The following is a 24282-nucleotide window of genomic DNA, read 5'->3' as shown; positions in this document are numbered from 1 at the left end:
AAGCCGCCTCCCACCGTTTGAATTGCGTCTACGTCTGATGCGTTACCCATCAAAACGGCTTGAACAATACCGCCTGGCCTTCAGGTGAGGTGAAGATGCCGTCGCCGTTATGGCCGACCTTGGGCACGATCACCAGGCGCTGATTCAAGCCTTCCGGGTGGCGTTTCTGCAGGTAATTGAAGTAATTCTGGCCACGGATCAGGCGATACGTGCCTTGGGCTTCAGCGGCGCACGTCTTGTCCAGCGCCGGGTGGTTGCGGTCGGTGTCCAGTTCGCCCAGCAGGTAGGTGACATCACGTTTTACGTAGCCTTTCTCGATGTCAGCCGGTTTTTCCTTGCCTGAATAAAACGGCATCTTGTTGAGGCCGTATTTCCAGTCATTGAAGTTGGGGCAGGTCTGCGCGTTCACCGGTTCAGGTCGTTCGGCGTCAAAGTAGGCGTAGGACGAAGGGTTGGCGATCACATAGCGCAACTTCACGCCTTCGCGGGTCAGCAGGGCGTCTTCCTTGCCGCCGATCATGGCGTAGCGCTGCACCACTTGTGCTCCACCGGAATGGCCGGCGATCACGATTTCCTTGAGGTTTGGAAACAGCTTGCTGTCGCTCAGACGCTTAAGAATGTGGTCCAGCACCAGAAACGAACTGATGGGTTTGGGATCGCTTGCCGTCGCGCCTTCCATCCAGCTGTTCTGGTGCCAGCGCAGGATGTTGTCGGACAGGTGGTGAGCGACGACATCCCTGTCGTCCAGAAACTGCGGAGCGATCAGCAGCGTTTTGCTGCGCTCCCTGGATTGATTGGCTGCACGCTCGATGCTGCGCAGGTAGGTCTGGGCATTGCGCAGACGGCCGTGCAACACGATCACCACACGCTCGATTTTCGGCTTTGGATGCACCCACTCCTGGCTGAGTCCCAGCGTCGCCTCGGCGCCGTTGATGGCCAGACGGTCCGGGCTGATGGATTTAACCGCTTGATCCTCGGCATGAGCCGCAAGGCTCACGAAGGCAGTGCTTAACAACAGGACCAGAAGCGGTTTAATCATGTGCTTAGAGACTCTTGGCGGCGAATGTATCGCATTGGGTGATTTGACCTTGCGCAAAGCCGGCCTTGAACCAGCGTACTCGCTGGGCAGAAGTCCCGTGGGTAAAGGAGTCCGGTACGACCCGACCACTGCTTTGCTGCTGAAGACGATCGTCGCCAATGGCGTTGGCTGCATTCAGCGCTTCTTCAATATCACCCGGCTCGAGCCAGTTCAAACGATTTTGTGCGTTGTAAGCCCAAACACCTGCGAAGCAGTCGGCCTGAAGCTCTTGGCGGACCAGTAAACCGTTGGCACCCTCCATGTGTTGTCCGGCCTTGCGGGCGGCATCAACCTTGGCGGATATGCCCAATTGAGTCTGCACATGGTGGCCGACTTCGTGAGCGATCACGTAGGCCTGAGCGAAGTCGCCTGCCGCAGAGAAGCGTTGCGACATCTCGCGGAAAAAGTCCAGATCCAGGTAGACCTGCTGGTCGGCCGGGCAGTAGAACGGGCCGGTTGCCGAGGTCGCAAAACCACAGGCAGAGTTGACCTGGCCGCTGAATAAGACCAGCGTCGGGTCTTTGTACTGACGGCCGTTCTGGGCGAAGATGGCGCGCCATGTGTCTTCGGTGTCGCCCAGAATACTGCGCACGAACTCGGCCTGCTGGTCATTGGCTGGCGGCGCTTCACGGGTTTGGGGGGTGGCCGGGGCGCTTTGCTCAGTCATCTGGCCGGTGAGTTGTCCGAGAATCTGCATCGGGTCCTGGCCGGTCAACAGGCCGATGGCAACGACAATCACGATGCCGCCCAGGCTCAGCCCTTTGCCACCGATGCGCATGCCTCTGCCGCCGCCGCTACTTTCACCACGTGCATCGACCACGTTGTCGCTGCGTCGGCCTTTTTTCCAGAGCATGTCGGATCCCTCTTCTTATCGTGCAATGAGTGTCGCTGTTGAAACCAATACGCGCCAGCCCGTCGTATAGCCAGTAAAACACGGGCGGCGCAGTGCAAGGTGCGACGTATAGAGGGTGGGGGAGGCCGATTGGTTCTAAGCAGAAACGGCGCCATGCCCGATTTAGTGAACATGGGCGGCATTGCCTAATGTTTAGTGTGCTTTCGCGAGCTTGCTGTCTGGGGCTTCTGTGGGCGTGGCATCTGCAAAACGGTCGACCTGACGCAGGGATTTGAAGCCGGTCATCCAGGCACCCACGACGCCGAGCGTGCAGACACCGCCCATGATCGCGGCGGGGATCGCACCAATCAGCGACGCACTGGTGCCTGCGCGAAATTCGCCCAACTCGTTTGAAGAGCCGATGAATAGCATGTTCACTGCGTTGACTCGGCCGCGCATGTTGTCCGGTGTAGAAAACTGCACCAGCGCTGAGCGAATGTACACGCTGACCATGTCTGCGGCCCCGGCGATCAGAAGCGCCAGGCATGACAGCCAGAACAGCGTAGACAGGGCGAACACCAGATTCGCCACACCGAACAGCCCAACCGCAATGAACATGGTCATGCCGACGTTGCGGTCTAGCGGACGCAGGCTCAGGTATATGCCCGTTGCCAGTTCGCCTAGGCTCATTGACGCGCGCAGCATGCCCAGCCCCTGGGGGCCGAGGTGCAGCACTTCGTGGGCATAGATCGGCAGCAGTGCCACCACGCCGCCCAGCAGTACGGCAAACAGGTCCAGCGAGATGGTGCCGAGAATGATCGGGCGTGAGCGGATGAAGGCGATCCCCGCAGTGAAGCGGCCCCAGGCGCTGTCGCCCAGATCCACCGGCTTGCCGGCATACGGTGTCGCGACCCTTGCCAGCAGGAGGATCCCGGCGATAAATGCCGCCACGCACACCGAATACGTCAGTTCTGCACCGCCCAACCAGTAGAGGTAGCCGCCAATCAGCGGACCGCCAACGGTGGAGCAGCGCATGATCACGCTGTTGGTGGCAATCGCCGAGGCAAGTTGCTCACGCGGCACGATTTGCGGCAGCAGGCTTTGCAGGGCCGGGCCTGTGAAGGCTCGGGCGCAACCGTACAGCATCAGCGCGCCGTAGATCAGCCTCAGGTCCTGCAGGTTCATGGCCGAGAAAACCAACAGGATAATGCCGCAGACCGCTTGCACGCCCCAACTGATCATCAGGATGACCTTGCGGTTGTAGCGGTCGATCAGATCGCCCGCAGGCATCAGCAACAGCAGCATGGGGATGAACTGGGCAAGCCCGACATACGCCAGCGCCATAGGCTCTCGGGTCATGTCATAGACCTGCCAGGCGACGACCACGGCCTGAATCTGCATGGCGAACACCGCCATCAGGCGCGACAGGATGAAACTGACGAAGCCAGGCTGACTGGACAGTTTGATAGAGGTTGAAGCGGCGGGAGATTCAGAGCTCAAGACAGACTTCCATCGAAGCAGTGTATTCGCGTTACGGGTTATACCTTAGCTTATAGATAGGAGGCTAATGAAAAAGCTGACAGTTTCTTCGGCGGATTCACATGTTCGTTGCTGAACATTCCCACGCTCTGCGTCCACTGTTGATGTGACGCAGAGCGTCACGGGCTGCAGGCCCACGCGGAGCATGGGCATGATTGGCGTGCGGGAGATCACTGATCTGAAGCGCAGTCTTAACGCCTGACCAGTAGCACACCCGATTCCATGTGGTGGGTGTACGGGAACTGGTCAAACAGGGCGCATCGCTCGATCTTGTGGGTGTCTTGCAACTGGGCGATGTTGGCCGCCAGGGTTTCAGGGTTGCAGGAGATGTACAGGATGCGCTCGAAGCGGCGGGTCAGTTCGCAGGTGTCTGCGTCCATACCTGCACGCGGCGGGTCGACGAACACGCTGCCGAACTCATAGCTTTTGAGGTCTACGCCGTGCAGGCGACGGAACGGGCGAACCTCGTTCAGCGCCTGGGTCAGCTCTTCAGCCGACAGGCGCACGAGCGTGATGTTATCGACGCCGTTGTCTTCCAGATTGCTCAGTGCCGCGTTGACCGATGTCTTGCTGATTTCAGTCGCCAGCACCTTGCGCACCCGAGTAGCCAGGGGCAGGGTGAAGTTGCCGTTGCCGCAATACAGCTCCAGCAGATCGTCACTGCGCTCGCCCAAGGCGTCGTACGCCCAGTTGAGCATCTTCTGATTCACCGTACCGTTGGGCTGGGTAAAGGCGCCTTCCGGCTGGCGATAGCTGAAGGTGCGTCCTGCAACGTCGAGCTTCTCGGTCACGTAATCATGACCGATCACCAGACGCTGGCCTTTGGAGCGGCCAATCAGGCTCACCTTCAGTTCAGCTGCCAGCACTTCGGCCTCGGCCTGCCAGGCATCGTCCAGTGGGCGGTGATAGCACATGGTAATCATCGCATCGCCTGCCAGCGTGGTCAGGAAGTCCACCTGGAACAGCTTGTGGTTCAGCGTCGGGCTGGCCTCCCAGCGCTCGCGCAGCACCGGCATCAGCGCATTGATACGCTCGCTGGCAATCGGCAGGCCGTCGAGCAGGATCGGCGTCTTGTTATCGCCCGGGGCGAACATCGCGTAAAAACGCTTCTGGTCCTCGCGCCACAGGCGGAACTCGGCCCGCAGGCGGTAATGCTCGCGCGGCGAGTCGAACACTTGAGGCTCGGGCGCATCGAAGGGCGCGAGCAGTTCGCGCAGGCGTACGGTCTTTTCTTCGAGCTGACGGTCGTAGCTCGCGGGATCGAAAGGAACACTCATGCGTTGAACCAGCCCAGCTTGATCACGAACAGGATCGACAGGATCACCAGCGCAGCATTCAGCTCACGGCCGCGACCCGACAGCAGCTTGATCGCTGTCCAGGAAATGAAACCAAAGGCGATGCCGTTGGCGATGGAATAGGTGAACGGCATCGCCAGCGTGGTAATGACCACAGGCGCCGCGACGGTGACGTCATCCCAGTCGATTTCGGCCATGCCGGAGGCCATCAGCACGGCAACGAACAGCAGGGCGGGCGCGGTGGCGAAAATAGGCACGCTGCTGGCCAGTGGCGCAAAGAACAACGCCAGCAGAAACAGCACGGCAACGACAATGGCCGTCAGCCCGGTACGTCCGCCGGCACTGACACCCGCCGCAGATTCGATGTAGCTGGTGGTTGTCGAAGTCCCCAGCAGCGAGCCGGCCATTGCCGCCGTGCTGTCAGCGATCAGCGCACGGCCCATTTTCGGCATGTGGCCGTCCTTGCCCATCAGTCCGGCGCGTTTGGCGACGCCAATCAGGGTGCCGGAATTGTCGAAGATGTCCACGAACAGGAAGGCGAAGATGATGCTGACCAGACCCACGTCCAGCGCGCCCATGATGTCCAGTTGCAGGAAGGTCGGTGCCAGCGACGGTGGCATCGATACCACCCCGCCGAACTGGCTGAAACCCAGCGCAATCGAGGCAATCGTGACCGAGAGAATGCCGATCAGCACAGCGCCCTTCACTTTGAGCTTGTCCAGCGCAACGATCAGAAAGAAGCCCAGCGTCGCCAGAATCGGTGCGGGCTGCTTGAGGTCGCCCATGCCGATCATGGTGGCCTTGTTGCTGACCACGATCCCGGCGTTTTGCAGGGCGATCAGCGCCAGGAACAGGCCGATACCGGCCGCAATGGCCGAGCGCAGGGGGAGGGGGATGCTGTTGATGATCCATTCACGGATACGAAAGATCGACAGCAGAAAGAACATTACCGCCGACAGGAACACTGCCCCCAACGCTACCTGCCAAGTGTGGCCCATGTGCAGGACCACGGTGTAGGTAAAGAAGGCGTTCAGGCCCATGCCTGGTGCCAGGGCGATCGGGTAGTTGGCGATCAGGCCCATCACGGCCGAGCCAATGGCGGCGGCCAGGCAGGTCGCGACGAACAGCGCGCCCTTGTCCATGCCGGTTTCGCCGAGGATGCTCGGGTTGACGAACAGGATGTATGCCATCGCCAGGAACGTCGTGACGCCCGCGAGAATCTCGGTCCTCACGTTGGTGTTGTGTGCCTTGAGTTGAAACAGCCTTTCCAGCATGTCTGGCTCCCCGTGACGCGGGCTGCGTCGTGAATGATTCGACTCCAACAGCAAAGCACAGGCCGCCTTGGCAGTCCGTGGATTATTGCGGGTCGGAAAAAGCCGCGCATCATACCAGCAGCCAATCACGATAGGTGTTCATGGATGACGGCTTTTGGATGATCCGCACGCTTGTCCAACACAGCCCAGAAACCCTGAACGTTGCAAATCGTGGGAAGTCGTACCCCTAAGACGCATAAAAATGCGCTGAACGAGTACCTACCGTGAGGTTTCCATGAATGCTCCGAACCAGCACCCGAAAGACGTCGCAGGCCATGCGATTTCTTTGACCCTCAATGGGCAACTGCGTCAACTCGATGTGCAGCCCTGGACCACCTTGCTTGACCTGCTGCGCGACCGGCTCGATCTGGTCGGCACCAAGAAAGGTTGCGACCACGGTCAATGCGGTGCTTGCACCGTACTGCGCGACGGCAAACGGATCAATGCCTGCCTAACGCTGGCGATCATGTGCGACGGTGCCGAACTGACCACGATCGAAGGCCTTGCCGATGGGGAGCAGTTGCACCCGATGCAACAGGCCTTCATCAAGCACGACGCTTTCCAGTGCGGTTATTGCACGCCAGGGCAGATCTGCTCGGCGGTCGGCCTTGCCAATGAAGGTCGCGCCAGCACCCGTGCCCAGATTCAGGAACTGATGAGCGGTAACCTGTGCCGCTGCGGTGCCTACAGCAACATCCTGGCAGCGGTTGAAGAAGCCTTGCCGCAATTTCACGATGCGACTCAGACGCAAAAGCAGAAGGTGAGCCTATGAATCCGTTCACCTACAGCAAACCTGCCGATATCAGCGCCGCGATCAATCTGAGCGGTCCGGCCACGCGTTTCATTGCGGGCGGCACCAACCTGCTCGATTTGATGAAAGAGAACGTCGCGCGTCCCGAGCATCTGATCGACATCAACGACCTGCCGCTCAAAGATGTTACCGAGACATCCTCTGGCGGCTTGATGATCGGCGCACTGGTCAGCAACGCCGACCTGGCCTGGCACCCATTGGTTGAGGCGCGTTATCCGCTGCTGAGCCAGGCTTTGCTGGCAGGCGCATCGCCGCAGCTGCGCAATATGGCCAGCACCGGCGGCAATCTGTTGCAGCGTACTCGCTGCTACTACTTCTACGACGCCAGCGTCCCGTGCAACAAGCGCGAGCCGGGCAGTGGTTGTCCAGCCAAAGATGGCCTGAATCGTATTCACGCCATCTTCGGCGCCAGCGACGACTGCGTCGCGACGCACCCGTCTGACATGTGTGTGGCAATGGCTGCACTGGAAGCGGTGGTGCATGTCGAAGGGCGTGCCGGTCGTCGAACCATCGAATTCGCTGACTTCCATCGCTTGCCGGGTGACGCGCCGCAGCGCGACAACCAATTGGCCGACGATGAACTGATCACGGCCATTGAACTGCCTGCCGAGCGCTTCACCGGCCACAGCGCTTACCTGAAAGTCCGTGATCGTGCGTCTTATGCTTTTGCACTGGTTTCTGTCGCCGCTGCACTGGAGCTGAACGGGGACGTGGTCAGCGATGCACGGCTGGTGTTGGGCGGCGTTGCCCATAAGCCTTGGCGCGACAAAGAGGTCGAGCGCTTGCTGATCGGCAAACCTGCTACTCGCGAGCATTTCGCTGCCGCAGCGGACGCCATGCTGGCCGATGCGCAGCCCCTTGCTCACAACGCTTTCAAGGTCAAGCTGGCACGCCGGGCGATCATCCGCGCCTTGAGCGACGCGGCGCTGGGAGGTACTGCCCGATGAATGTTCACTTTTCCCCGATGGGCAAGCCCGTTGACCGCGTCGACGGCAAACTGAAAGTCACCGGTGGCGCACGTTATGCCGGTGAATACCCGGAAGACGGCCTGCTGTTCGGCAGCGTGGTGTCCAGCACCATCGCCAATGGTCGGGTCCTGAGTATCGACACGTCCGAGGCATTGAAGGTGCCGGGCGTGGTCGCGATTCTCGATCACACCAATCGTCCGTCGCTGGCCAGCTATGACGAAAACTACGAAGACGCCGACTCGGCGGACGGTTCTCCGTTTCGTCCGCTGTATAACGATAACGTGCTCTACAGCGGTCAACCGTTGGCACTGGTCGTGGCTGAATCACTGGAAATGGCGCGGCATGCCGGCTCGTTGATCCGTATCGAGTACGCTCAGCAGGCGCACCAGACCGACTTGCAGGCTGAAATCGGCCAGGCTCACGACGTATCGTCCAGTCTGCCCAAGCCGCGTGGCAACTTCGAGGCGGAACTGGCCAGTTCCGCGCTCAGTGTCGACGTGACCTACAACACGCCCTGCGAATATCACAATCCAATGGAACCGCACGCGTCTACCGTCCTGTATCAGGCCGATGGCAGTCTGCAGATCCACGACAAGACCCAGGGCACGCAAAACTGCCAGGACTACCTGCACAAAGTCTTCGGCCTGGAAAAGGACAAGGTCCGCGTGTTGGCTGCTTTTGTCGGCGGCGCGTTCGGTTCTGGTTTGCGTCCGCAGTATCAGTTGCCGCTGGCCGTGATGGCGGCGCTGCACCTCAAGCGTTCTGTACGTGTGACGCTGACCCGCCAGCAGATGTTCACCTTCGGCTATCGCCCACGCACCGTGCAGCGTTTGCGCCTCGGCGCGGCCGCCAACGGTCGTTTGTTGGCCATTGGACACGAAGCCATTGGCCAGACGTCGCGCTTCGAAGACTTCACTGAGCATGTCGTGGAATGGAGCGGAATGCTTTATCAATGCGACAACGTCCAGTTGACCTACAAGCTGGTGCCCCTGGACGTCTACACACCGCTGGACATGCGTGCGCCGGGCGCGGCGTTGGGCATGATAGGCCTGGAATGCGCAATGGATGAGCTGGCCTGTGCGCTGGCCATCGACCCGGTACGTCTGCGTCTGACCAACTTCGCCGAGCGCAATGGCAACGAGGACAAGCCGTATTCCAGCAAGGAACTGCGCGAGTGTTACGCACAGGGCGCTGAGCGCTTTGGCTGGGACCGTCGTAACCCGGAGCCCCGCAGCATGCGCGAAGGTCGCCAACTGGTGGGCTGGGGCATGGCCGGTGGTGTCTGGGAAGCGATGCAGATGAAAGCCAGTGCCAAGGCGCGTCTCGGCTCCGACGGCAAGCTGGTGGTCAGCAGTGCAACCACTGACATCGGCACTGGCACTTACACCGTCATGACCCAGATCGCGGCCGAAACCCTGGGGATGGCGGTGGAAGACGTTACCTTCCTATTGGGCGACTCTTCTTTGCCGACGGCACCGCTGCAAGGTGGCTCATTCACGGTGTCTTCGGTCGGCACAGCGGTGCAGCAGGCTTGTCAGGCCTTGCAGCGTCAGGTGCTTGAAGTCGCGAAGGGCATGTATCCGCAGTACGCCTCGGCGACGCCGGATCAGGTGCGCTTCGAATCGGGCAACCTTTACCTGGGCGATCAAGCCGTTTCGATGGCTGAACTGGCGGCTGCTCAAGCGGGTGGCGGGATCGAAGTTCAGGTCGATGCCGAGCCGGACAAGAAGCGCGAAGCCTACGCAGCGGCCACGCATTCGGCAGTGTTTGTTGAAGTGCTGGTGGATGAGGACTTGGGCACCATCAAGGTGAGCCGCGTGGTCAGCGCCATTGCGGCAGGTCGTGTGGTCAACCCCAAGATGGCGCGCAGCCAGATTCTCGGCGGTGTGGTGTGGGGCATGGGTATGGCCTTGCAGGAAGAGGCAATGGTCGACCACGGTCTGGGACGGCCTATGAATCACAGCCTGGCCGAGTATCACATCCCGGTTAACGCTGATATCGGCGACATCGACGTGATTTTTGTCGAGGAACACGACGAAATCGTCAACGCGCTGGGCTCCAAAGGTGTCGGCGAGATCGGTATCGTAGGCGTGCCTGCGGCGATTGCCAATGCCATCTATCACGCCACCGGCAAACGGATCCGCGAGTTCCCGATCACGCTGGATAAGCTGTTGTAACGCCTAAGGCTCAAGCCCCTTGCGTGGGAGCGAGCTCGCGAAGACGGCCAGACAGACGCTAGATCTTGAGCGTGCATGCTGGTCTATTCGTGAGCAGGCTCACTCCCAGGGGGGTTGTGTCAGTCAGCCCGGACGCGGAGCGCACTCTGAGGCATCCACGTGGGTAGCACGAGACGCGATCAGAACGGCTTTTGCCCAGGTGAGACATCCCGCCACGCGACAAAAGACCACACAGCCTAAGTGGCTGAATGGGACTACTCTTTAACTGTCGGTTGACCCGTGTCATTGCACGATGACGATTGATGTGAGCCAACCCGCCAGTCCCTGCGAATGTCATCAGAACAAATAGAAATACAAGCACTCCATAACCGTGGGGCATTCACTGTTGGTTCGCCGCCAGCAGCCGGTATCACCTGAGAGAGAGGATCAATTATGTTCGGTTTGGAGGCTATCGATCTCGCCCGAATTCAGTTCGCATTCACGATTTCGTTTCACATCCTGTTCCCTGCCATCACCATCGGTCTGGCAAGTTACCTGGCTGTACTCGAAGGCTTGTGGCTGAAGACCCGCGAAGATGTGTATCGCGACCTGTACCACTTCTGGTCCAAGATCTTTGCCGTCAACTTCGGCATGGGGGTGGTTTCCGGTCTGGTCATGTCCTATCAGTTCGGCACCAACTGGAGCCGCTTCTCGGACTTCGCCGGTGCGGTCACAGGACCGTTGCTGACGTACGAAGTGTTGACAGCGTTCTTCCTTGAGGCCGGCTTCCTGGGAGTGATGCTGTTCGGCTGGAACCGCGTCGGGCGCAAACTGCACTTTTTCTCCACGGTAATGGTCGCCATCGGCACCCTGATTTCCACGTTCTGGATTCTGTCGTCCAACAGCTGGATGCAGACCCCGCAGGGTTTCGAAATCATCGACGGTCGTGTGATCCCGACCGACTGGTTCGCCGTCGTATTCAACCCGTCGTTCCCGTATCGCCTGACACACATGGCAATTGCCGCCTTCGTCGCGACGGCGTTTTTTGTGGGCTCGTCGGCGGCCTGGCACCTGCTGCGCGGTCGTGACACGCCAGCGGTGCGCAAGATGCTCTCGATGGCGATGTGGATGGCACTGATCGTGGCGCCGATTCAGGCCGTCGTGGGTGACTTCCACGGTCTGAATACGCTCAAGCATCAGCCAGCCAAGATTGCGGCCATCGAAGGCCACTGGGAAAACGTCGGTGACGAACCGACCCCGCTGATCCTGTTCGGTATTCCCGACATGAAGGAAGAGCGCACCAAGTACGCGGTAGAAATTCCGTACCTGGGCAGCCTGATCCTGACCCACAGCCTGGACAAACAGGTCCCGGCGTTGAAGGAATTCAAACCTGAAGACCGTCCGAATTCGACCATCGTCTTCTGGTCGTTCCGGGTCATGGTGGCGTTGGGCATGCTGATGATCCTGACCGGTCTGTGGAGCCTATGGCTACGTAAGCGTGGCACGCTGTATAACTCGCGTCCGTTCCTGTACCTGGCCTTGTGGATGGGGCCTTCCGGCCTGATCGCGATCCTGGCGGGCTGGTTCACCACCGAAATTGGCCGCCAGCCGTGGGTCGTTTACGGCCTGATGCGCACCGCCGATGCTTCGTCCAACCACAGCTTCGTGCAGATGAGCATCACCCTCGTGTTGTTTGTGGTGGTCTACTTTGTATTGTTCGGCGCAGGTCTGGGCTACATGATGCGCCTGGTGCGCAAAGGTCCCAAAGCGTACGTCGAGCATGTGCCACAAGGTGGTCCCGGTCAGAAACGTACACCGGCCCGTCCGCTCTCTGCCGCCGTTGAGGGCGCAGAAGATGGCGACAACGTTGACGCGCTCGGCAAGGGGAATTAAGTCATGGGTATCGATCTTCCGCTGATCTGGGCCGTCATCATCATCTTCGGCATCATGATGTACGTCGTGATGGACGGCTTTGACCTGGGTATCGGGATCCTCTTCCCGTTCATGAAAGACAGTTCCGACCGCGACGTGATGATGAATACCGTCGCGCCGGTCTGGGACGGTAACGAAACCTGGCTGGTGTTGGGAGGCGCGGCACTGTTCGGCGCGTTCCCGCTGGCCTATTCGGTGGTGCTCTCGGCGTTGTACCTGCCACTGATCTTCATGCTGATGGGCCTTATCTTCCGTGGCGTGGCATTCGAGTTCCGCTTCAAGGCGACCGACGAGAAACGTCACCTGTGGGACAAGGCCTTCATCGGGGGCTCTCTGGCCGCGACGTTCTTTCAGGGCGTGGCGCTGGGCGCGTTCATCGAGGGTATTCCGGTGGCTAATCGTCAGTTTGCAGGCGGCTCACTCGACTGGCTGGCACCGTTCCCGATGTTTTGCGGTCTGGCGCTGATCGTGGCTTACGCACTGCTGGGCTGCACCTGGTTGATCATGAAGACCGAAGGGCCGTTGCAGAAAGCGATGCACGACCTTGCGCGTCCTCTTGCCGTGGCGGTGCTGGTGGTGATGGGCGTGGTCAGCCTATGGACGCCGCTGGCCCACGCCGATATCGCGCATCGCTGGTTCAGCATGCCGAATCTGGTGTGGTTCATGCCCGTGCCGATTCTGGTGCTGGTGACCATGTACGGGCTGTTCAAGGCCGTGGCCCGCAATGCGCATTACACCCCGTTCCTGCTGACCCTGCTGCTGATCTTCCTGGGCTACAGCGGGTTGGGCATCAGCCTGTGGCCGAACATCATCCCGCCGTCGGTTTCGATCTGGGAAGCTGCCGCGCCGCCGCAAAGTCAGGGCTTCATGCTGGTCGGCACCTTGTTCATCATCCCGTTCATTCTGGGATACACCTTCTGGAGCTACTACGTGTTCCGCGGCAAAGTCACCGCAGAAGACGGTTATCACTAGTCCGAACAGAGGAGATTGATCATGTCTGGCAAGAACTCCATGCACGACCCGGACCCGGCGCTGAGCAAGCCGCTCTGGCAACGACTGGCCTGGCTGGCCGGCATCTGGGCGGGCAGTGTGTTTGCGCTGTTTATCGTCGCCAGCCTGATGCGGATGTTCATGAACGCAGCGGGCCTGACGACGCACTGATCGTCACTGAAGCATTCCCACACCGTGTCCACGGACACGTTTACAAACCCTCCGGTTTTGGAGGGTTTTTTTTGCGTTGCGAAAAGACAGGTCGTTACTTGCGGGCTTTCAGAATCACGAACTTGGGGGTTGCCGCGACCTGCTCGACGCCGCGAAACAGGCGGGACAACTTGGTGTGATAACCCAGATGGCGATTGCCGACGATATACAGCGCACCGCCCGTCACCAGCGCTGCACGAGCCTGCTGGAACATGCGCCAGGCCAGAAAGTCGCCCACCACCTGTTGCTGGTGGAAGGGCGGGTTGCACAGCACCACATCCAGCGAGTCAGGTTCTTGACCCGCCAGGCCGTCGGCGGCGCGGATAACCACTTCCCGCTCGCCCAGGCTGGCGCTCCAGTTTTCGACTGCCGACTGCACCGCCATGAACGATTCGTCGACCAGCGTGTACTGCGCTTGCGGGTTGTCCAGTGCGTTGGCAATCGCCAGTACGCCATTGCCGCACCCAAGATCGGCAACCCGCGCCGAGCCCAGATTCTTCGGCAAATAAGGCAGAAACGCTCGAGTGCCAATGTCCAGGCCTTCGCGGCAGAACACGTTGGCATGGTTGAGCAGTTCGATGGCGGGCTCGTCGAGCCTATAGCGTGTGGGGTAGGGCGAGGGGTGGAACTCTTTGATCTGCGGTGTCGCGAACAACAGCCGCGCTTTTTTCACTGCCAGTGAGGCCTGGACCGGACCGACGTACTCCTCCAGCAGATCGCCAGCCGAGCGCGGCAAGTGCTTGATCATCGCTGCCGCTATCACACGAGCGCCGGGAGCCAGTTGGCCTTGCAGGCGGATAAGCTGTTCTTCAAGCAGGGCCAGGGTCTTGGGGACGCGAATCAGCACCCAGTCGAAAGGGCCGCTCAATGGCTCGCTGGCCGGAATCAGCGGCACGCTGTCGTAGGCCATGCCGTTGCGCGTCAGGTTCTTCTCCAGCCCTTGGGCGGCTAGAAACGAGTCGGTGCTGCTGACCACTGAAGCGTGAGGCGCGAGGCTGGCGGCCAGTGCGCCAAAACTGTCATTGAGCACCAGCACCCGGCTCTGCAGATTCAATCCGGTTTCGGCGACGAAGTTGAGCAGGTACTCGTCAGCGGCATCGAATGCCTGTAGCGGCTCATCTTGCTGTTCGGGTTGGCGAATGAGGTCAAGTTGAGCGAAGGGGCTGATGAGCAAGGGCATTGGCAGGGAAACTCTGATGTGTCACGTAAGCCCGTCGATGGACGGGCTCGCTGAGGACGGTGATTTTACGTACTTTTTGCGCTTTGGCACCTGCCCAATGGCGCCCGAACGCAGACTTTGTCAGAACATGCCACTCAGTGCAGCCTGGACCACGGCAGCTGTCTTGTTACACACCCCCATTTTTTGCACGGCGCTGGCCACATGGAAATGGATCGTTCTTTCTTTCAAACATAGAATCAGTGCGATATCACCTGCCGTTTTGCCTTTGGCGGACCATTTGAGCACTTCGATTTCCCTGTTGGTCAGACCGTTGGGGTTTGATGGATGTAAAGAGTTGATTTCCATACTTTTCATGATCGCCTCCATGCCTTTTGATGGCGAGATTCGCTGTGCTTTTATCCAGTCTAGGAAAAATGCCGAGCGAATTTTGCAGAGGGGAAGGCATCCAGACGGATGGGCTGATGGCGTTTATGTATTCAAAAAGGCGTAACTGGCCCGGAGCACCCGTCGCAGGGCGCTTGGGCTGAAATCGGTTAGCAGTACACACGGCTGTAAACGATCGGATCTAGAACTAAATGCTCTAACTTCATCCCGCCTGATTTGGGTAAAACACTACAAACAGCCGGTGTTTCTCAGCCATGTTTTGCGGGACACTGGTGTTCAATGTACTTATTCGGGAGCCCGAGGCGCACCATGACCGTCAGCGAAGACAAGTTCACCCGGCAAACGCTTCAGCGTGTCACGCCGCTGACCCCCAATCTGTTCACCTTACGGACAACGCGTGACCCCGGCTTTCGTTTTCGTGCAGGCCAGTTCGCCCGGCTAGGGGTCACCAAGACCGATGGCACGACGGTATGGCGTGCGTACTCGATGGTGTCTTCACCCTACGACGAGTTCCTGGAGTTCTTTTCCATCGTGGTCCCTGAAGGCGAGTTCACCAGCGAACTGAGCCGCCTGCGTGAAGGCGACAGCCTGATGGTCGAGAAACAGGCGTTCGGTTATCTGACACTGGACCGGTTCGTCGACGGCCACGACCTGTGGCTGTTGTCGACAGGGACTGGCGTTGCGCCTTTTCTATCGATTCTTCAGGACTTCGAGGTGTGGGAGAAGTTTGAGCGTGTGATTCTGGTGTACAGCGTGCGCGAGTCCAAAGAGCTGGCGTATCAGGCGTTGATTGGCGAACTGATGCAGCGCGACTACCTGGCCGAGTACGCCCACAAATTCCTGTTTCTGCCGGTCGTCACCCGTGAGCAGCATCCGGGTGCTTTGAATGGACGCATCACGACGCTGATCGAAAATGGTGAGCTGGAGCGTGCGGCGGGCATTGCCCTGACGCCTGAGCATTCGCGGGTTATGTTGTGCGGCAACCCGCAAATGATCGACGACACCCGCGCGGCACTCAAACAACGCGACATGCGCCTGAGCCTGTCACGCAAACCAGGGCAGATTGCTGTGGAAACCTACTGGTAGAGACCGGACCGTGGGAGCGGGCGTGTCCGCGAAGGCTCTGTTCCAGCCACTCCATCGCTAGTGGCTGGAAGGCCCATTCGTGAGCACGCTCACTCCCACGGTGCTGTGTCACACGACACACAAAGGCACCTCACAACGGGCGTGCAGGGTCCACGGTGATTGGCGCGGCTGGTTTGTTCTGCTCTTTGAGCAGGTCGCGAATCTCACCCAGCAACACTTCTTCTTTCGACGGTGTGGGTGGAAGGGTTGGCGCTTTGGCTTCTTCGCGTTTCAGGCGGTTGATGGCTTTCACGCCCATGAAGATCGCGAATGCCACGATGATGAAGTCGATGACCGTCTGAATGAATTTGCCGTAGGCCAGCAGCACGGCCGGGGTGGCCCCGTCGGCAGCCCGCAGGGTGACGGCCAGGTCGCTGAAGTCCACGCCACCGATCAACAGACCCAGCGGCGGCATGATGACATCGCCGACGAACGATGAAACGATTTTGCCGAATGCCGCGCCAATGATGATACCGACGGCCATATCGACCACGTTACCTTTGACCGCGAAGGCCTTGAACTCGCTCAGTACGCTCATGGGTAATTCCTTGTTACAGATAATGAGGACCGGTGCAGTGTAATCCACTTGCACTGCTGTTGCCCGATGGACGTTCAATCGACCGGGCCAAGGCCTGGAAGTTTTATCGGGTCGTGAAAACCGGGTCCCGATCCGCAATCAACCGGCGCTGCAAACCTGCGTTATCATGTGCGCTTTTACGACTGGGGTTGTCATGGCCAAGGCCAAACGCTTGTACGGCTGCACAGAATGCGGCGCGACGTTTCCCAAATGGGCGGGCCAGTGCAGCGATTGCGGCGCCTGGAATACCCTTGTCGAAACCATGATTGAGAGCGGCGCTGCGGCGCCGCCGAGTGGCCGTGCAGGCTGGACCGGCGCGCAGGCGCAGATCAAGACGCTCGCCGAGGTCAGTGTCGAGGAAATTCCTCGTTTCTCCACCAACTCCGCCGAGCTGGACCGCGTGTTGGGCGGCGGCCTGGTTGACGGCTCCGTGGTGTTGATTGGCGGCGATCCGGGCATCGGCAAGTCCACGATCCTGTTGCAGACACTGTGCAACATCGCCCAGCGCATGCCCGCGTTGTACGTGACCGGCGAAGAATCCCAGCAGCAGGTCGCCATGCGCGCCCGCCGTCTTGGGCTGCCCCAGGACAAACTGCGGGTCATGACCGAAACCTGCATCGAATCCATCATCGCCACGGCCCGAGTCGAGCAGCCCAAGGTGATGGTGATCGACTCCATCCAGACGATCTTTACCGAACAACTGCAATCGGCTCCCGGCGGCGTGGCGCAGGTGCGCGAGAGTGCCGCGTTACTGGTGCGCTACGCCAAGCAAAGCGGTACGGCCATCTTTCTGGTCGGCCACGTCACCAAGGAAGGCGCGCTGGCCGGGCCTCGGGTGCTGGAACACATGGTCGATACCGTGCTGTATTTCGAAGGGGAGTCCGATGGACGCCTGCGCCTGCTTCGGGCGGTGAAGAACCGCTTCGGCGCAGTCAACGAACTGGGCGTGTTCGGCATGACCGACAAGGGCTTGAAGGAAGTCTCCAACCCCTCGGCGATCTTTCTGACTCGTGCTCAGGAAGAAGTTCCTGGCAGCGTGGTCATGGCCACGTGGGAAGGCACGCGGCCAATGCTGGTCGAAGTTCAGGCGCTGGTCGACGATAGTCACATGTCCAACCCGCGCCGGGTCACGTTGGGTCTGGATCAGAACCGACTGGCGATGCTGCTGGCGGTTCTGCACCGGCACGGCGGAATCCCGACCCACGATCAGGACGTGTTTCTCAACGTGGTAGGCGGTGTGAAGGTGCTGGAAACCGCGTCCGACCTGGCCTTGATGGCAGCGGTCATGTCCAGCCTGCGCAACCGGCCGTTGCCTCATGATCTGCTGGTGTTTGGCGAGGTCGGGCTTTCAGGTGAGGTGAGGCCTGTGCCCAGCGGGCAGGAGCGTCTCAAGGAAGCGTTCAAACATGGCTTCAAACGCGCCATTGTGCCGAAGGCCAATGCACCGAAGGAAGCGCCTCCAGGGTTTCAGATCATCGCCGTCACGCGCCTTGAGCAGGCACTGGATGCGCTGTTCGAGTAACCGGCGCTAGATTTCGATCAGCGCCGCCAGTTCGCGATCCAGTTCTTCCTCATCCCCCAGGTTCAGTTCGATCAGCCGCTTCAAGTGGCTGATCGACTGCAACCCGATGTGCCGACAGACAAACCCCAGTTGCCGATTGTTGTCGTGGGTCAGGTGCACATCCATTTTCACGTACACATCCGGGCTCAAGTGGATGTCGACCAGAAAGTCCTGCGCAGGGTCGCCCGTCCAGGGTTCGGGCCGCTCAATGAGCAGGCCTTTGAGCGACAGGTCGACCAACTGCACTTTCCAGCTTTTTTCGCCCTGCGTCAGGTCAGTCTTGGCGTCGAAGGCGATACGTTTGAAACGTCGGCGATCTGCGTGTGAGTCGGTCATCGAGTGAGCTCTCTTGTTGCGGCATTCCGTGGGCCAGGGGCACGAGTGTTGGCTGTTCTATAAGACTGTTCATGCACGATAGACCTGAAAGGGGTTGCCGGACAGATGGCGGTCGCAGTTTTCTTGCCTATGTGCCAACAAACCCGTCTGCCGCGCTCTATGCCGGGTATCTGCCTTAATCGATCAAAAACCGGTCTAGACCATCGTGGGGGGTGGCCTTTCGCTGCGACGGCGCTAAACTCGCATGGCTTGCCTTCTAGTCAACTCTGCTGGAATAAAAAATGAAAAATAATAATAGTCTGATGCGCCATGTTCCCTGGCTCATCGTCGCAATTGTTGGGGCATGTGCTCTGGGGGTCGTGGCCTTGCGCCGCGGTGAGGCGATCAACGCCTTATGGATAGTGGTCGCTGCGGTTGCCATCTATCTGGTTGCTTATCGTTACTACAGTCTTTTCATTGCCAACCACGTTATGCAACTTGACCCGCTGCGCGCAACGCCAGCCGTGGTCAACAACGATGGTCTGGACTATGTACCCACCAACAAACACATTCTTTTCGGTCACCACTTTGCGGCCATCGCTGGCGCAGGTCCGCTCGTCGGGCCGGTACTGGCGGCGCAGATGGGCTATCTGCCCGGTACGCTGTGGCTGATCGCAGGTGTGGTTCTGGCCGGTGCGGTGCAGGACTTCATGATCCTGTTCCTCTCCACACGCCGTAATGGCCGCTCGCTGGGCGATATGGTGCGCGAGGAAATGGGCCGGATTCCTGGCACCATCGCCTTGTTCGGCTGCTTCCTGATCATGATCATCATCCTCGCGGTGCTGGCATTGATCGTGGTCAAAGCGCTCGCCGAAAGCCCGTGGGGCATGTTCACCGTCATGGCGACCATCCCGATTGCGATGTTCATGGGCGTCTACATGCGCTACATCCGCCCGGGCCGCATTGGTGAAATCTCCATTGTTGGCGTGATTCTGCTGCTGGCCTCGATCTGGATCGGCGGCCTGGTTGCAGCCGATCCGACCTGGGGTCCGGCGTTCACCTTCACCGGCGTGCAGATCACCTGGATGCTGGTGGGCTACGGTTTCGTCGCGGCGATGCTGCCGGTCTGGCTGCTGCTGGCCCCGCGTGACTACCTGTCGACCTTCCTGAAAATCGGCACCATCCTGGCTTTGGCGATCGGCATCCTGATTCTGGCACCTGAGCTGAAAATGCCTGCCCTGACCCAGTTCACCAATGGCACAGGTCCGGTCTGGAAAGGCGCACTGTTCCCGTTCCTGTTCATCACCATCGCCTGCGGTGCGGTGTCGGGTTTCCATGCGCTGATCTCTTCGGGCACCACGCCCAAGCTGCTGGATAACGAGAAGAACGCCCGTTACATCGGTTACGGCGGCATGCTGATGGAGTCCTTCGTGGCCATCATGGCGATGGTCGCCGCTTCGGTGATCGAGCCGGGCGTGTACTTCGCCATGAACAGCCCGGCGGCTGTGGTCGGCAGTGACGTGGTCACCGTGGCACAAACGGTCACCAGCTGGGGCTTCACCATCACGCCTGAACAGTTGACGGCAGTGGCCAAGGACATCGGCGAGAACACCGTTCTGGCCCGTGCCGGTGGTGCACCGACGCTGGCGGTGGGGATCGCGCAGATCCTGCATCAGGTGTTGCCGGGTGAAAACACAATGGCCTTCTGGTACCACTTCGCGATTCTGTTCGAAGCGCTGTTCATTCTGACGGCAGTGGACGCCGGTACACGTGCCGGTCGGTTCATGCTGCAGGACTTGCTGGGCAGCTTCGTCCCGGCCCTCAAGCGCACTGAGTCCTGGACTGCCAACGCCATCGGCACCGGGGGGTGCGTGGCACTGTGGGGTTATCTGCTGTATCAAGGCGTGATCGATCCACTGGGCGGCATCAACACGCTGTGGCCGCTGTTCGGTATCTCCAACCAGATGCTGGCCGGTATCGCGCTGATGCTCGCAAGCGTCGTGCTGATCAAGATGAAGCGCCAGCGCTACGTCTGGGTCACCATGCTGCCAGCGACCTGGCTGCTGATCTGCACCGTGACGGCTGGCCTGATCAAACTGTTCGACTCCAACCCTGCGGTCGGCTTCCTGGCACTCGCCAAGAAGTACAGCGCAGCAGCGGACGCCGGTCAGATTCTGGCTCCAGCCAAGACAATGGATCAGATGCAGCACGTGATCTTCAACGCCTACACCAACGCAGGCCTGACCATACTGTTTCTGTTCGTGGTATTCAGCATCCTGTTCTACGCGCTGAAAGTCGGCATCGCCGCCTGGGGCAAGAAGGAGCGTACCGACAAGGAATCTCCGTTCCAGGCCATGCCGCCAGCGTCGCAGGTGTGATGATGGTCAACCACAGAGGATTTGCCCATGTTCAATGACCTGAGTCGCCTCGGGAAATACCTCGGTCAGGCCGCGCGTCTGATGGTGGGCATGCCGGACTACGACACCTACGTCGAGCACATGCAGACCACGCACCCGGACAAGCCGATGATGACCTACGAGCAGTTCTTTCGGGAGCGGCAAGAGGCGCGTTACGGCGCAAAGGGCGGTCCGAAGTGCTGCTGATCCTCTGATCTGCGGTATCGTTTGACCCGACGCGCCACAGGCTGCTACCTGTGGCGCGTTTTCATTTCAGCCCACTTGCACCTGTCTGGAGCCTTATGAGCGAGTTGCAACCTATCCCCGTTACCGTACTGACCGGCTTTCTGGGCGCAGGCAAGACCACGCTGCTGCGCCATCTGCTCAAGGCCGAGCACGGCCTGAAAATCGCAGTGATCGAGAACGAGTTCAGCGATGCCGGTATCGACAGCCAGTTGCTGGGCACCGACCCCGTGCAAGTCATGACGCTGTCCAACGGCTGCGTCTGCTGCACCATCCACACCGACCTGACCAAAGCGCTGTACCTGCTGCTCGAACGACTGGACAGCGGCGAGATCGCGTTCGACCGGCTGGTGATCGAATGCACCGGCCTGGCCGATCCCGCACCGGTTGCCCAGACTTTTTTCATCGACGAAGAGCTGCGCGAGCGTTACATCCTCGACGGCATCATCACCCTTGTCGATGCGGCTCACGCGGACACCCACCTGACCCAGACCATCGCCCAGGCGCAGATCGGCTTTGCTGACCGCCTGCTGGTGAGCAAGCGTGATCTGGTAGACGACGCAGCCTTCGAAGCCCTCAGTGCGCGCCTGACTCGCATCAACCGCCGCGCGCCGATCCGTATCGTCGAACACGGCAAGATCGATCTGGCGGAATTGCTCGATGTACGCGGCTTCAACCTCAACGCTGACCTGGGAGGCGGTATGGTCCTGCGTCCGCTGGCGCCGGTCGGCAACTCTGGCGACCGCATCACCAGCCTTGTGCTGCGTAGCGATCAACCGCTGGACCTGGACCGGCTCAGCGAATTCATGAATGAATTGCTGGAAGACCACGGCAAACAACTGCTGCGCTACAAAGGCGTGCTCAACATCGCGGGCGAAGACCGGCGCATGGTGTTTCAAGGCGTGCTCAAGCTCTACGGCTTCGACTGGGACACCGAATGGGCTGAAGGCGAGCCGCGTGAAAGCGTGATCGTGTTCATTGCCGATGAGTTGCCGGAGGAGAAGATTCGGGCGGGGTTCGAGGCAATGGTGGGTTGAGGCGCCTCCAGGTACATACCGGCCTTGAGTTCCTCTCAAGACCGGTCTCTTCTTTCGCTCAGCATGTACGCCGTCAGAGCCAGTACTGAAAGTGCGATGCAGGCCAGTGTGAAAGGTGCGGGAACGCCCTTCGGCAATACGCTCGCGATCAATGCACAGCAGGCGGCCGTTGCTTGATGAGTGAAACCGATCAACCCACTGACCGATAGCGCTCTCAGCAAATAGGCACAATTGATGTACCAGCCCACCCAGCCATATTCCAAGACTGTACAGTTGAAGTGCAATTGAAAGATAGCGGGCGCGCTTGCACCGGAAAGGACAATCACTCCATAGTTCAGTACATCCGCAAGCACCGGACTCATGAGTCGGACGTTTCGAATCAGCACCCTATACGAATAGTTTGGTCGAAAGCCCCCTCCTTTGGGCACGGTAACTTTTACAAGTAGCCAGACTGAAATTATCGAGAGCTCGCTCAACACTGCGCTCGTGGCAAAAATCGGTCTCCAGTCCCAATAGAACCCAGTACCGCGTCCGTAAACTGCGCCATACCCAGTGACAAAGCTCAGCACTAAAGCAGGCCCTGACACGCCTTGGTGCTGAAAAAACTAAGATATCAACCGCTTGATTCGTGGGTGCCTACCCCAAGGGAAGGGTTCTTTGAGGCTCAGCTAGAAGGACTGATGCCATTTTTATCGTATGAGTGTGAGTCTCAATAACCTATTTGGGTTCTAAATATTCGATGAAAAGATAATTTAGAAGGTGGAGGTGTAGTGAGATGTCAGCTTAAAATTAGTTGTGTCGCAATCAAATTCTGCAATCACCTAACAAAGAGGCAGCCTGGCAGCGTACATGCACACGGCGCTGGCTACCATTCTCGCATTTATGGGGTGGTTACTTTAAATCTGATTTCTCAAATTGCAGTCCCTCTGTTTGTACCGGGCTTTACAATAAGCAAATCATCCATTTCTCTGCGTCTACATCTCATTAAAAAAACGAGCGCAGCTTCAAGATCTTTTCTAAAGAGTTCGTACTTGGTTTTGTCTATTTCATAATATTCTTCATAATCGACCATGCCATTACTCACTGGAATCGAAACATAAAAACGTCCTGAAGTCTCCTCAATACCTACTGAGAACATATGTTTTTTGCTGACGAAAACATTGTTAAATATCATCGATCCTTCTAAAATAATGGGGTGGTGTTAAACATTTTAGCAGCAATTGCTCCCGCATATGCAGAGGGTAGATGTTTTTTTAGGAGCCGGCCTGGCACCTTTCGGTATCGCAAAATATCATTCGAGGTAAACCAGACTTAAATATTGAGGGATCGTGTTCAATCTTATGCGGTTTTTGCTCAGGAGGCTCTTGCTGCTCTTGCTGCTCTTGCTGCTCTTGCTGCTCTTGCTGCTCTTGCTGCTCTTGCTTCTGCAAAGGCTTTGGCTCATTAACCTGCAGTTCGGGTTGAGCCAACAACTTTAACTCATTACGCGCTAGCCAATTAGCGAACGGCTTGTTCGAAATTACAGAGTGGTGTATTAAAAAATAGCAGGGCTCTAACCAAGGATGAAGATAAACGACTTGAATGGGACAGAAGATTTACCAATAAAAAGACCAAAGGGAGGTTCTAGATTTTGGACCCGAGAGCTTAACAGACTTAGGCTTGAAGAGCCTGGAACGAGGAGTTGGACCTCGGACCAAAAGACGGATATATTAGCCAGCAAAACGCGCAAATTTCATGGGGAGTCAATACAGGGCTATCATAAATATAACGCGCTGGGTCACCCGTAAGTGCAAGCGCCCTAATAACATTCGCCCTGCAGCTCGCGCCGAACATTTCGAGCGATGGTATGGCGGAAGCTGGCGAAACGACTCATTTGGCAAGCCGTTGAACGTTGATCGCCCAAAGGACTTTTAATGTCTGTAATAGCTATAGTTATTCACGAGATAAGAATAAAGCCTGCTGTGCTCATTCGATTGCATAGAGCTTTAAATCAGCCCTTGCAGGTACTTAAAGCTCTTTGTCATGAAGGCAACCCTATACTGGAAGTTGAGGTGTTCGAAGGAGACCTTGAAGAAAGATTAAAAACCCTACGTAGGGTATTGAAAGTCATCTCTGATGAAGAGATATCCGCGAGTTTTTATGAAATCCCTTATGGCGAGAAATATGCGGGAAATAAGCATCTTGATAAGCGAGCCGTCACTGCTGATTTTGTAGGTGGTATGCTGGACGCTGTCGATGATGAGTTTGAACGACAGTCTGATAACTAATTTAGATTGCATAGCGATAGGGGTACTTCTCAATTACTATGCTTGGTCGGAAGGCAATGGCAATGGCAATGGC

Annotated in this window: 25 protein-coding genes; 13 read left to right on the top strand and 12 right to left on the bottom strand. The window is 58.5% G+C overall.

Translation table 11 applies throughout. The features are described 5' to 3' along the window. Positions 1-49 precede the first annotated feature (49 nt). From ALP40_RS20010 to ALP40_RS19990, 5 genes are all read right to left on the bottom strand, one after another. A complete protein-coding gene (locus ALP40_RS20010; RefSeq protein WP_122209922.1) occupies positions 50-1039 on the bottom strand; it encodes an alpha/beta hydrolase in 990 nt (329 codons plus the stop codon). 4 nt (positions 1040-1043) lie between these two features. Next, positions 1044-1931, bottom strand: coding sequence for a neutral zinc metallopeptidase (locus ALP40_RS20005; protein ID WP_122209921.1), 888 nt, complete (start codon positions 1929-1931; stop codon positions 1044-1046). A gap of 192 nt (positions 1932-2123) precedes the next feature. Further along, a complete protein-coding gene (locus tag ALP40_RS20000) occupies positions 2124-3410 on the bottom strand; it encodes an MFS transporter (protein WP_122209920.1) in 1287 nt (428 codons plus the stop codon). Between the two features lie 230 nt (positions 3411-3640). After that, on the bottom strand, positions 3641-4726 hold the full coding sequence (gene trmA / locus ALP40_RS19995) for a tRNA (uridine(54)-C5)-methyltransferase TrmA (RefSeq protein WP_122209919.1): 1086 nt from the start codon (positions 4724-4726) through the stop codon (positions 3641-3643). Continuing rightward, the gene (locus ALP40_RS19990) at positions 4723-6018 is read right to left on the bottom strand and encodes an NCS2 family permease (RefSeq protein ID WP_122209918.1); all 1296 of its coding nucleotides are present in this window, start codon (positions 6016-6018) and stop codon (positions 4723-4725) included. The genes trmA and ALP40_RS19990 overlap by 4 nt, the downstream gene beginning before the upstream one ends. Before the next feature lie 274 nt (positions 6019-6292). On the opposite strand from ALP40_RS19990, the gene ALP40_RS19985 reads away from it, so the two are divergent. The 6 genes from ALP40_RS19985 to ALP40_RS19960 all read left to right on the top strand — a co-directional run bounded on the left by ALP40_RS19985 (position 6293) and on the right by ALP40_RS19960 (position 13085). After that, the gene (locus ALP40_RS19985) at positions 6293-6829 is read left to right on the top strand and encodes a (2Fe-2S)-binding protein (protein ID WP_122209917.1); all 537 of its coding nucleotides are present in this window, start codon (positions 6293-6295) and stop codon (positions 6827-6829) included. Next, on the top strand, positions 6826-7815 hold the full coding sequence (locus ALP40_RS19980) for a xanthine dehydrogenase family protein subunit M (protein ID WP_122209916.1): 990 nt from the start codon (positions 6826-6828) through the stop codon (positions 7813-7815). The genes ALP40_RS19985 and ALP40_RS19980 overlap by 4 nt, the downstream gene beginning before the upstream one ends. After that, a complete protein-coding gene (locus ALP40_RS19975) occupies positions 7812-10013 on the top strand; it encodes a xanthine dehydrogenase family protein molybdopterin-binding subunit (protein ID WP_122209915.1) in 2202 nt (733 codons plus the stop codon). The genes ALP40_RS19980 and ALP40_RS19975 overlap by 4 nt, the downstream gene beginning before the upstream one ends. Positions 10014-10445: 432 nt before the next feature. Beyond that, a complete protein-coding gene (locus ALP40_RS19970; RefSeq protein WP_122209914.1) occupies positions 10446-11885 on the top strand; it encodes a cytochrome ubiquinol oxidase subunit I in 1440 nt (479 codons plus the stop codon). 3 nt (positions 11886-11888) lie between these two features. After that, positions 11889-12896 (top strand): cytochrome d ubiquinol oxidase subunit II, encoded by a 1008-nt coding sequence (gene cydB, locus ALP40_RS19965; protein WP_025995645.1) that lies wholly within the window; start codon positions 11889-11891, stop codon positions 12894-12896. A gap of 21 nt (positions 12897-12917) precedes the next feature. Continuing rightward, a complete protein-coding gene (locus ALP40_RS19960; RefSeq protein WP_122209913.1) occupies positions 12918-13085 on the top strand; it encodes a DUF2474 domain-containing protein in 168 nt (55 codons plus the stop codon). 94 nt (positions 13086-13179) lie between these two features. On the opposite strand, the gene ALP40_RS19955 is transcribed toward ALP40_RS19960, so the two are convergent. Both ALP40_RS19955 and ALP40_RS19950 read right to left on the bottom strand, forming a co-directional pair. Next, positions 13180-14304, bottom strand: a complete 1125-nt coding sequence (locus ALP40_RS19955) for a methyltransferase (RefSeq protein ID WP_122209912.1) — start codon at positions 14302-14304, stop codon at positions 13180-13182. Between the two features lie 120 nt (positions 14305-14424). After that, positions 14425-14658 (bottom strand): helix-turn-helix transcriptional regulator, encoded by a 234-nt coding sequence (locus tag ALP40_RS19950; RefSeq protein ID WP_122209911.1) that lies wholly within the window; start codon positions 14656-14658, stop codon positions 14425-14427. 339 nt (positions 14659-14997) lie between these two features. On the opposite strand from ALP40_RS19950, the gene ALP40_RS19945 reads away from it, so the two are divergent. After that, entirely contained in the window at positions 14998-15774 is a 777-nt protein-coding gene (locus ALP40_RS19945) for a ferredoxin--NADP reductase (RefSeq protein WP_122209910.1), read from the top strand. A 130-nt stretch (positions 15775-15904) separates the two neighbouring features. Here ALP40_RS19945 and mscL read toward each other — a convergent pair whose 3' ends face one another. After that, positions 15905-16351: a large-conductance mechanosensitive channel protein MscL gene (gene mscL / locus ALP40_RS19940; protein ID WP_025995641.1), complete on the bottom strand. Its 447-nt coding sequence runs from the start codon at positions 16349-16351 to the stop codon at positions 15905-15907. A 193-nt stretch (positions 16352-16544) separates the two neighbouring features. Between mscL and radA the strand changes: the two genes are divergently transcribed. Further along, the gene (gene radA / locus ALP40_RS19935; RefSeq protein WP_073168752.1) at positions 16545-17912 is read left to right on the top strand and encodes a DNA repair protein RadA; all 1368 of its coding nucleotides are present in this window, start codon (positions 16545-16547) and stop codon (positions 17910-17912) included. 6 nt (positions 17913-17918) lie between these two features. On the opposite strand, the gene ALP40_RS19930 is transcribed toward radA, so the two are convergent. Further along, positions 17919-18287 carry a PilZ domain-containing protein gene (locus ALP40_RS19930; RefSeq protein WP_122209909.1) on the bottom strand — a complete coding sequence of 123 codons (369 nt, stop codon included), beginning with the start codon at positions 18285-18287 and terminating at the stop codon, positions 17919-17921. A gap of 281 nt (positions 18288-18568) precedes the next feature. On the opposite strand from ALP40_RS19930, the gene ALP40_RS19925 reads away from it, so the two are divergent. The 3 genes from ALP40_RS19925 (at position 18569) to yjiA (ending at position 21942) form a co-directional block, all read left to right on the top strand. After that, on the top strand, positions 18569-20644 hold the full coding sequence (locus ALP40_RS19925; protein WP_025995639.1) for a carbon starvation CstA family protein: 2076 nt from the start codon (positions 18569-18571) through the stop codon (positions 20642-20644). A gap of 27 nt (positions 20645-20671) precedes the next feature. Beyond that, on the top strand, positions 20672-20869 hold the full coding sequence (locus tag ALP40_RS19920) for a YbdD/YjiX family protein (RefSeq protein ID WP_122209908.1): 198 nt from the start codon (positions 20672-20674) through the stop codon (positions 20867-20869). Between the two features lie 95 nt (positions 20870-20964). Beyond that, positions 20965-21942 (top strand): GTPase, encoded by a 978-nt coding sequence (gene yjiA, locus ALP40_RS19915; protein ID WP_122209907.1) that lies wholly within the window; start codon positions 20965-20967, stop codon positions 21940-21942. Between the two features lie 35 nt (positions 21943-21977). On the opposite strand, the gene ALP40_RS25445 is transcribed toward yjiA, so the two are convergent. From ALP40_RS25445 to ALP40_RS25610, 3 genes are all read right to left on the bottom strand, one after another. Next, positions 21978-22304 (bottom strand): hypothetical protein, encoded by a 327-nt coding sequence (locus ALP40_RS25445; RefSeq protein ID WP_147478345.1) that lies wholly within the window; start codon positions 22302-22304, stop codon positions 21978-21980. A gap of 548 nt (positions 22305-22852) precedes the next feature. Next, positions 22853-23116: a hypothetical protein gene (locus ALP40_RS19910; protein WP_122209906.1), complete on the bottom strand. Its 264-nt coding sequence runs from the start codon at positions 23114-23116 to the stop codon at positions 22853-22855. 79 nt (positions 23117-23195) lie between these two features. Beyond that, positions 23196-23414 carry a hypothetical protein gene (locus ALP40_RS25610; RefSeq protein WP_122209905.1) on the bottom strand — a complete coding sequence of 73 codons (219 nt, stop codon included), beginning with the start codon at positions 23412-23414 and terminating at the stop codon, positions 23196-23198. 90 nt (positions 23415-23504) lie between these two features. Here ALP40_RS25610 and ALP40_RS26240 point away from each other — a divergent pair, with 90 nt between their 5' ends. Together ALP40_RS26240 and ALP40_RS19895 are read left to right on the top strand one after the other, a co-directional pair. Next, positions 23505-23729, top strand: coding sequence for a hypothetical protein (locus ALP40_RS26240; RefSeq protein ID WP_122209904.1), 225 nt, complete (start codon positions 23505-23507; stop codon positions 23727-23729). A 126-nt stretch (positions 23730-23855) separates the two neighbouring features. After that, positions 23856-24209 (top strand): hypothetical protein, encoded by a 354-nt coding sequence (locus ALP40_RS19895; RefSeq protein WP_122209903.1) that lies wholly within the window; start codon positions 23856-23858, stop codon positions 24207-24209. Positions 24210-24282: the final 73 nt, after the last annotated feature.

It is taken from the genome of Pseudomonas viridiflava (assembly GCF_003702045.1).
Taxonomy (GTDB): Bacteria; Pseudomonadota; Gammaproteobacteria; order Pseudomonadales; family Pseudomonadaceae; genus Aquipseudomonas; species Aquipseudomonas viridiflava_C.
Note: the sequence above shows the minus strand (reverse complement) of the source record. Positions and strands in the feature narration are given on the sequence as shown.

Bases quoted from the DNA above. Each gene is read 5' to 3' on its own strand.
- ALP40_RS20010 (WP_122209922.1), bottom strand. From the start codon at position 1,039: ATGATTAAACCGCTTCTGGTCCTGTTGTTAAGCACTGCCTTCGTGAGC.
- ALP40_RS20005 (WP_122209921.1), bottom strand. From the start codon at position 1,931: ATGCTCTGGAAAAAAGGCCGACGCAGCGACAACGTGGTCGATGCACGT.
- trmA (WP_122209919.1), bottom strand. From the start codon at position 4,726: ATGAGTGTTCCTTTCGATCCCGCGAGCTACGACCGTCAGCTCGAAGAA.
- ALP40_RS19990 (WP_122209918.1), bottom strand. From the start codon at position 6,018: ATGCTGGAAAGGCTGTTTCAACTCAAGGCACACAACACCAACGTGAGG.
- ALP40_RS19985 (WP_122209917.1), top strand. From the start codon at position 6,293: ATGAATGCTCCGAACCAGCACCCGAAAGACGTCGCAGGCCATGCGATT.
- ALP40_RS19980 (WP_122209916.1), top strand. From the start codon at position 6,826: ATGAATCCGTTCACCTACAGCAAACCTGCCGATATCAGCGCCGCGATC.
- ALP40_RS19975 (WP_122209915.1), top strand. From the start codon at position 7,812: ATGAATGTTCACTTTTCCCCGATGGGCAAGCCCGTTGACCGCGTCGAC.
- ALP40_RS19970 (WP_122209914.1), top strand. From the start codon at position 10,446: ATGTTCGGTTTGGAGGCTATCGATCTCGCCCGAATTCAGTTCGCATTC.
- cydB (WP_025995645.1), top strand. From the start codon at position 11,889: ATGGGTATCGATCTTCCGCTGATCTGGGCCGTCATCATCATCTTCGGC.
- ALP40_RS19960 (WP_122209913.1), top strand. From the start codon at position 12,918: ATGTCTGGCAAGAACTCCATGCACGACCCGGACCCGGCGCTGAGCAAG.
- ALP40_RS19955 (WP_122209912.1), bottom strand. From the start codon at position 14,304: ATGCCCTTGCTCATCAGCCCCTTCGCTCAACTTGACCTCATTCGCCAA.
- ALP40_RS19950 (WP_122209911.1), bottom strand. From the start codon at position 14,658: ATGAAAAGTATGGAAATCAACTCTTTACATCCATCAAACCCCAACGGT.
- ALP40_RS19945 (WP_122209910.1), top strand. From the start codon at position 14,998: ATGACCGTCAGCGAAGACAAGTTCACCCGGCAAACGCTTCAGCGTGTC.
- mscL (WP_025995641.1), bottom strand. From the start codon at position 16,351: ATGAGCGTACTGAGCGAGTTCAAGGCCTTCGCGGTCAAAGGTAACGTG.
- radA (WP_073168752.1), top strand. From the start codon at position 16,545: ATGGCCAAGGCCAAACGCTTGTACGGCTGCACAGAATGCGGCGCGACG.
- ALP40_RS19930 (WP_122209909.1), bottom strand. From the start codon at position 18,287: ATGACCGACTCACACGCAGATCGCCGACGTTTCAAACGTATCGCCTTC.
- ALP40_RS19925 (WP_025995639.1), top strand. From the start codon at position 18,569: ATGAAAAATAATAATAGTCTGATGCGCCATGTTCCCTGGCTCATCGTC.
- ALP40_RS19920 (WP_122209908.1), top strand. From the start codon at position 20,672: ATGTTCAATGACCTGAGTCGCCTCGGGAAATACCTCGGTCAGGCCGCG.
- yjiA (WP_122209907.1), top strand. From the start codon at position 20,965: ATGAGCGAGTTGCAACCTATCCCCGTTACCGTACTGACCGGCTTTCTG.
- ALP40_RS25445 (WP_147478345.1), bottom strand. From the start codon at position 22,304: ATGAGTCCGGTGCTTGCGGATGTACTGAACTATGGAGTGATTGTCCTT.
- ALP40_RS19910 (WP_122209906.1), bottom strand. From the start codon at position 23,116: ATGATATTTAACAATGTTTTCGTCAGCAAAAAACATATGTTCTCAGTA.
- ALP40_RS26240 (WP_122209904.1), top strand. From the start codon at position 23,505: ATGAAGATAAACGACTTGAATGGGACAGAAGATTTACCAATAAAAAGA.
- ALP40_RS19895 (WP_122209903.1), top strand. From the start codon at position 23,856: ATGTCTGTAATAGCTATAGTTATTCACGAGATAAGAATAAAGCCTGCT.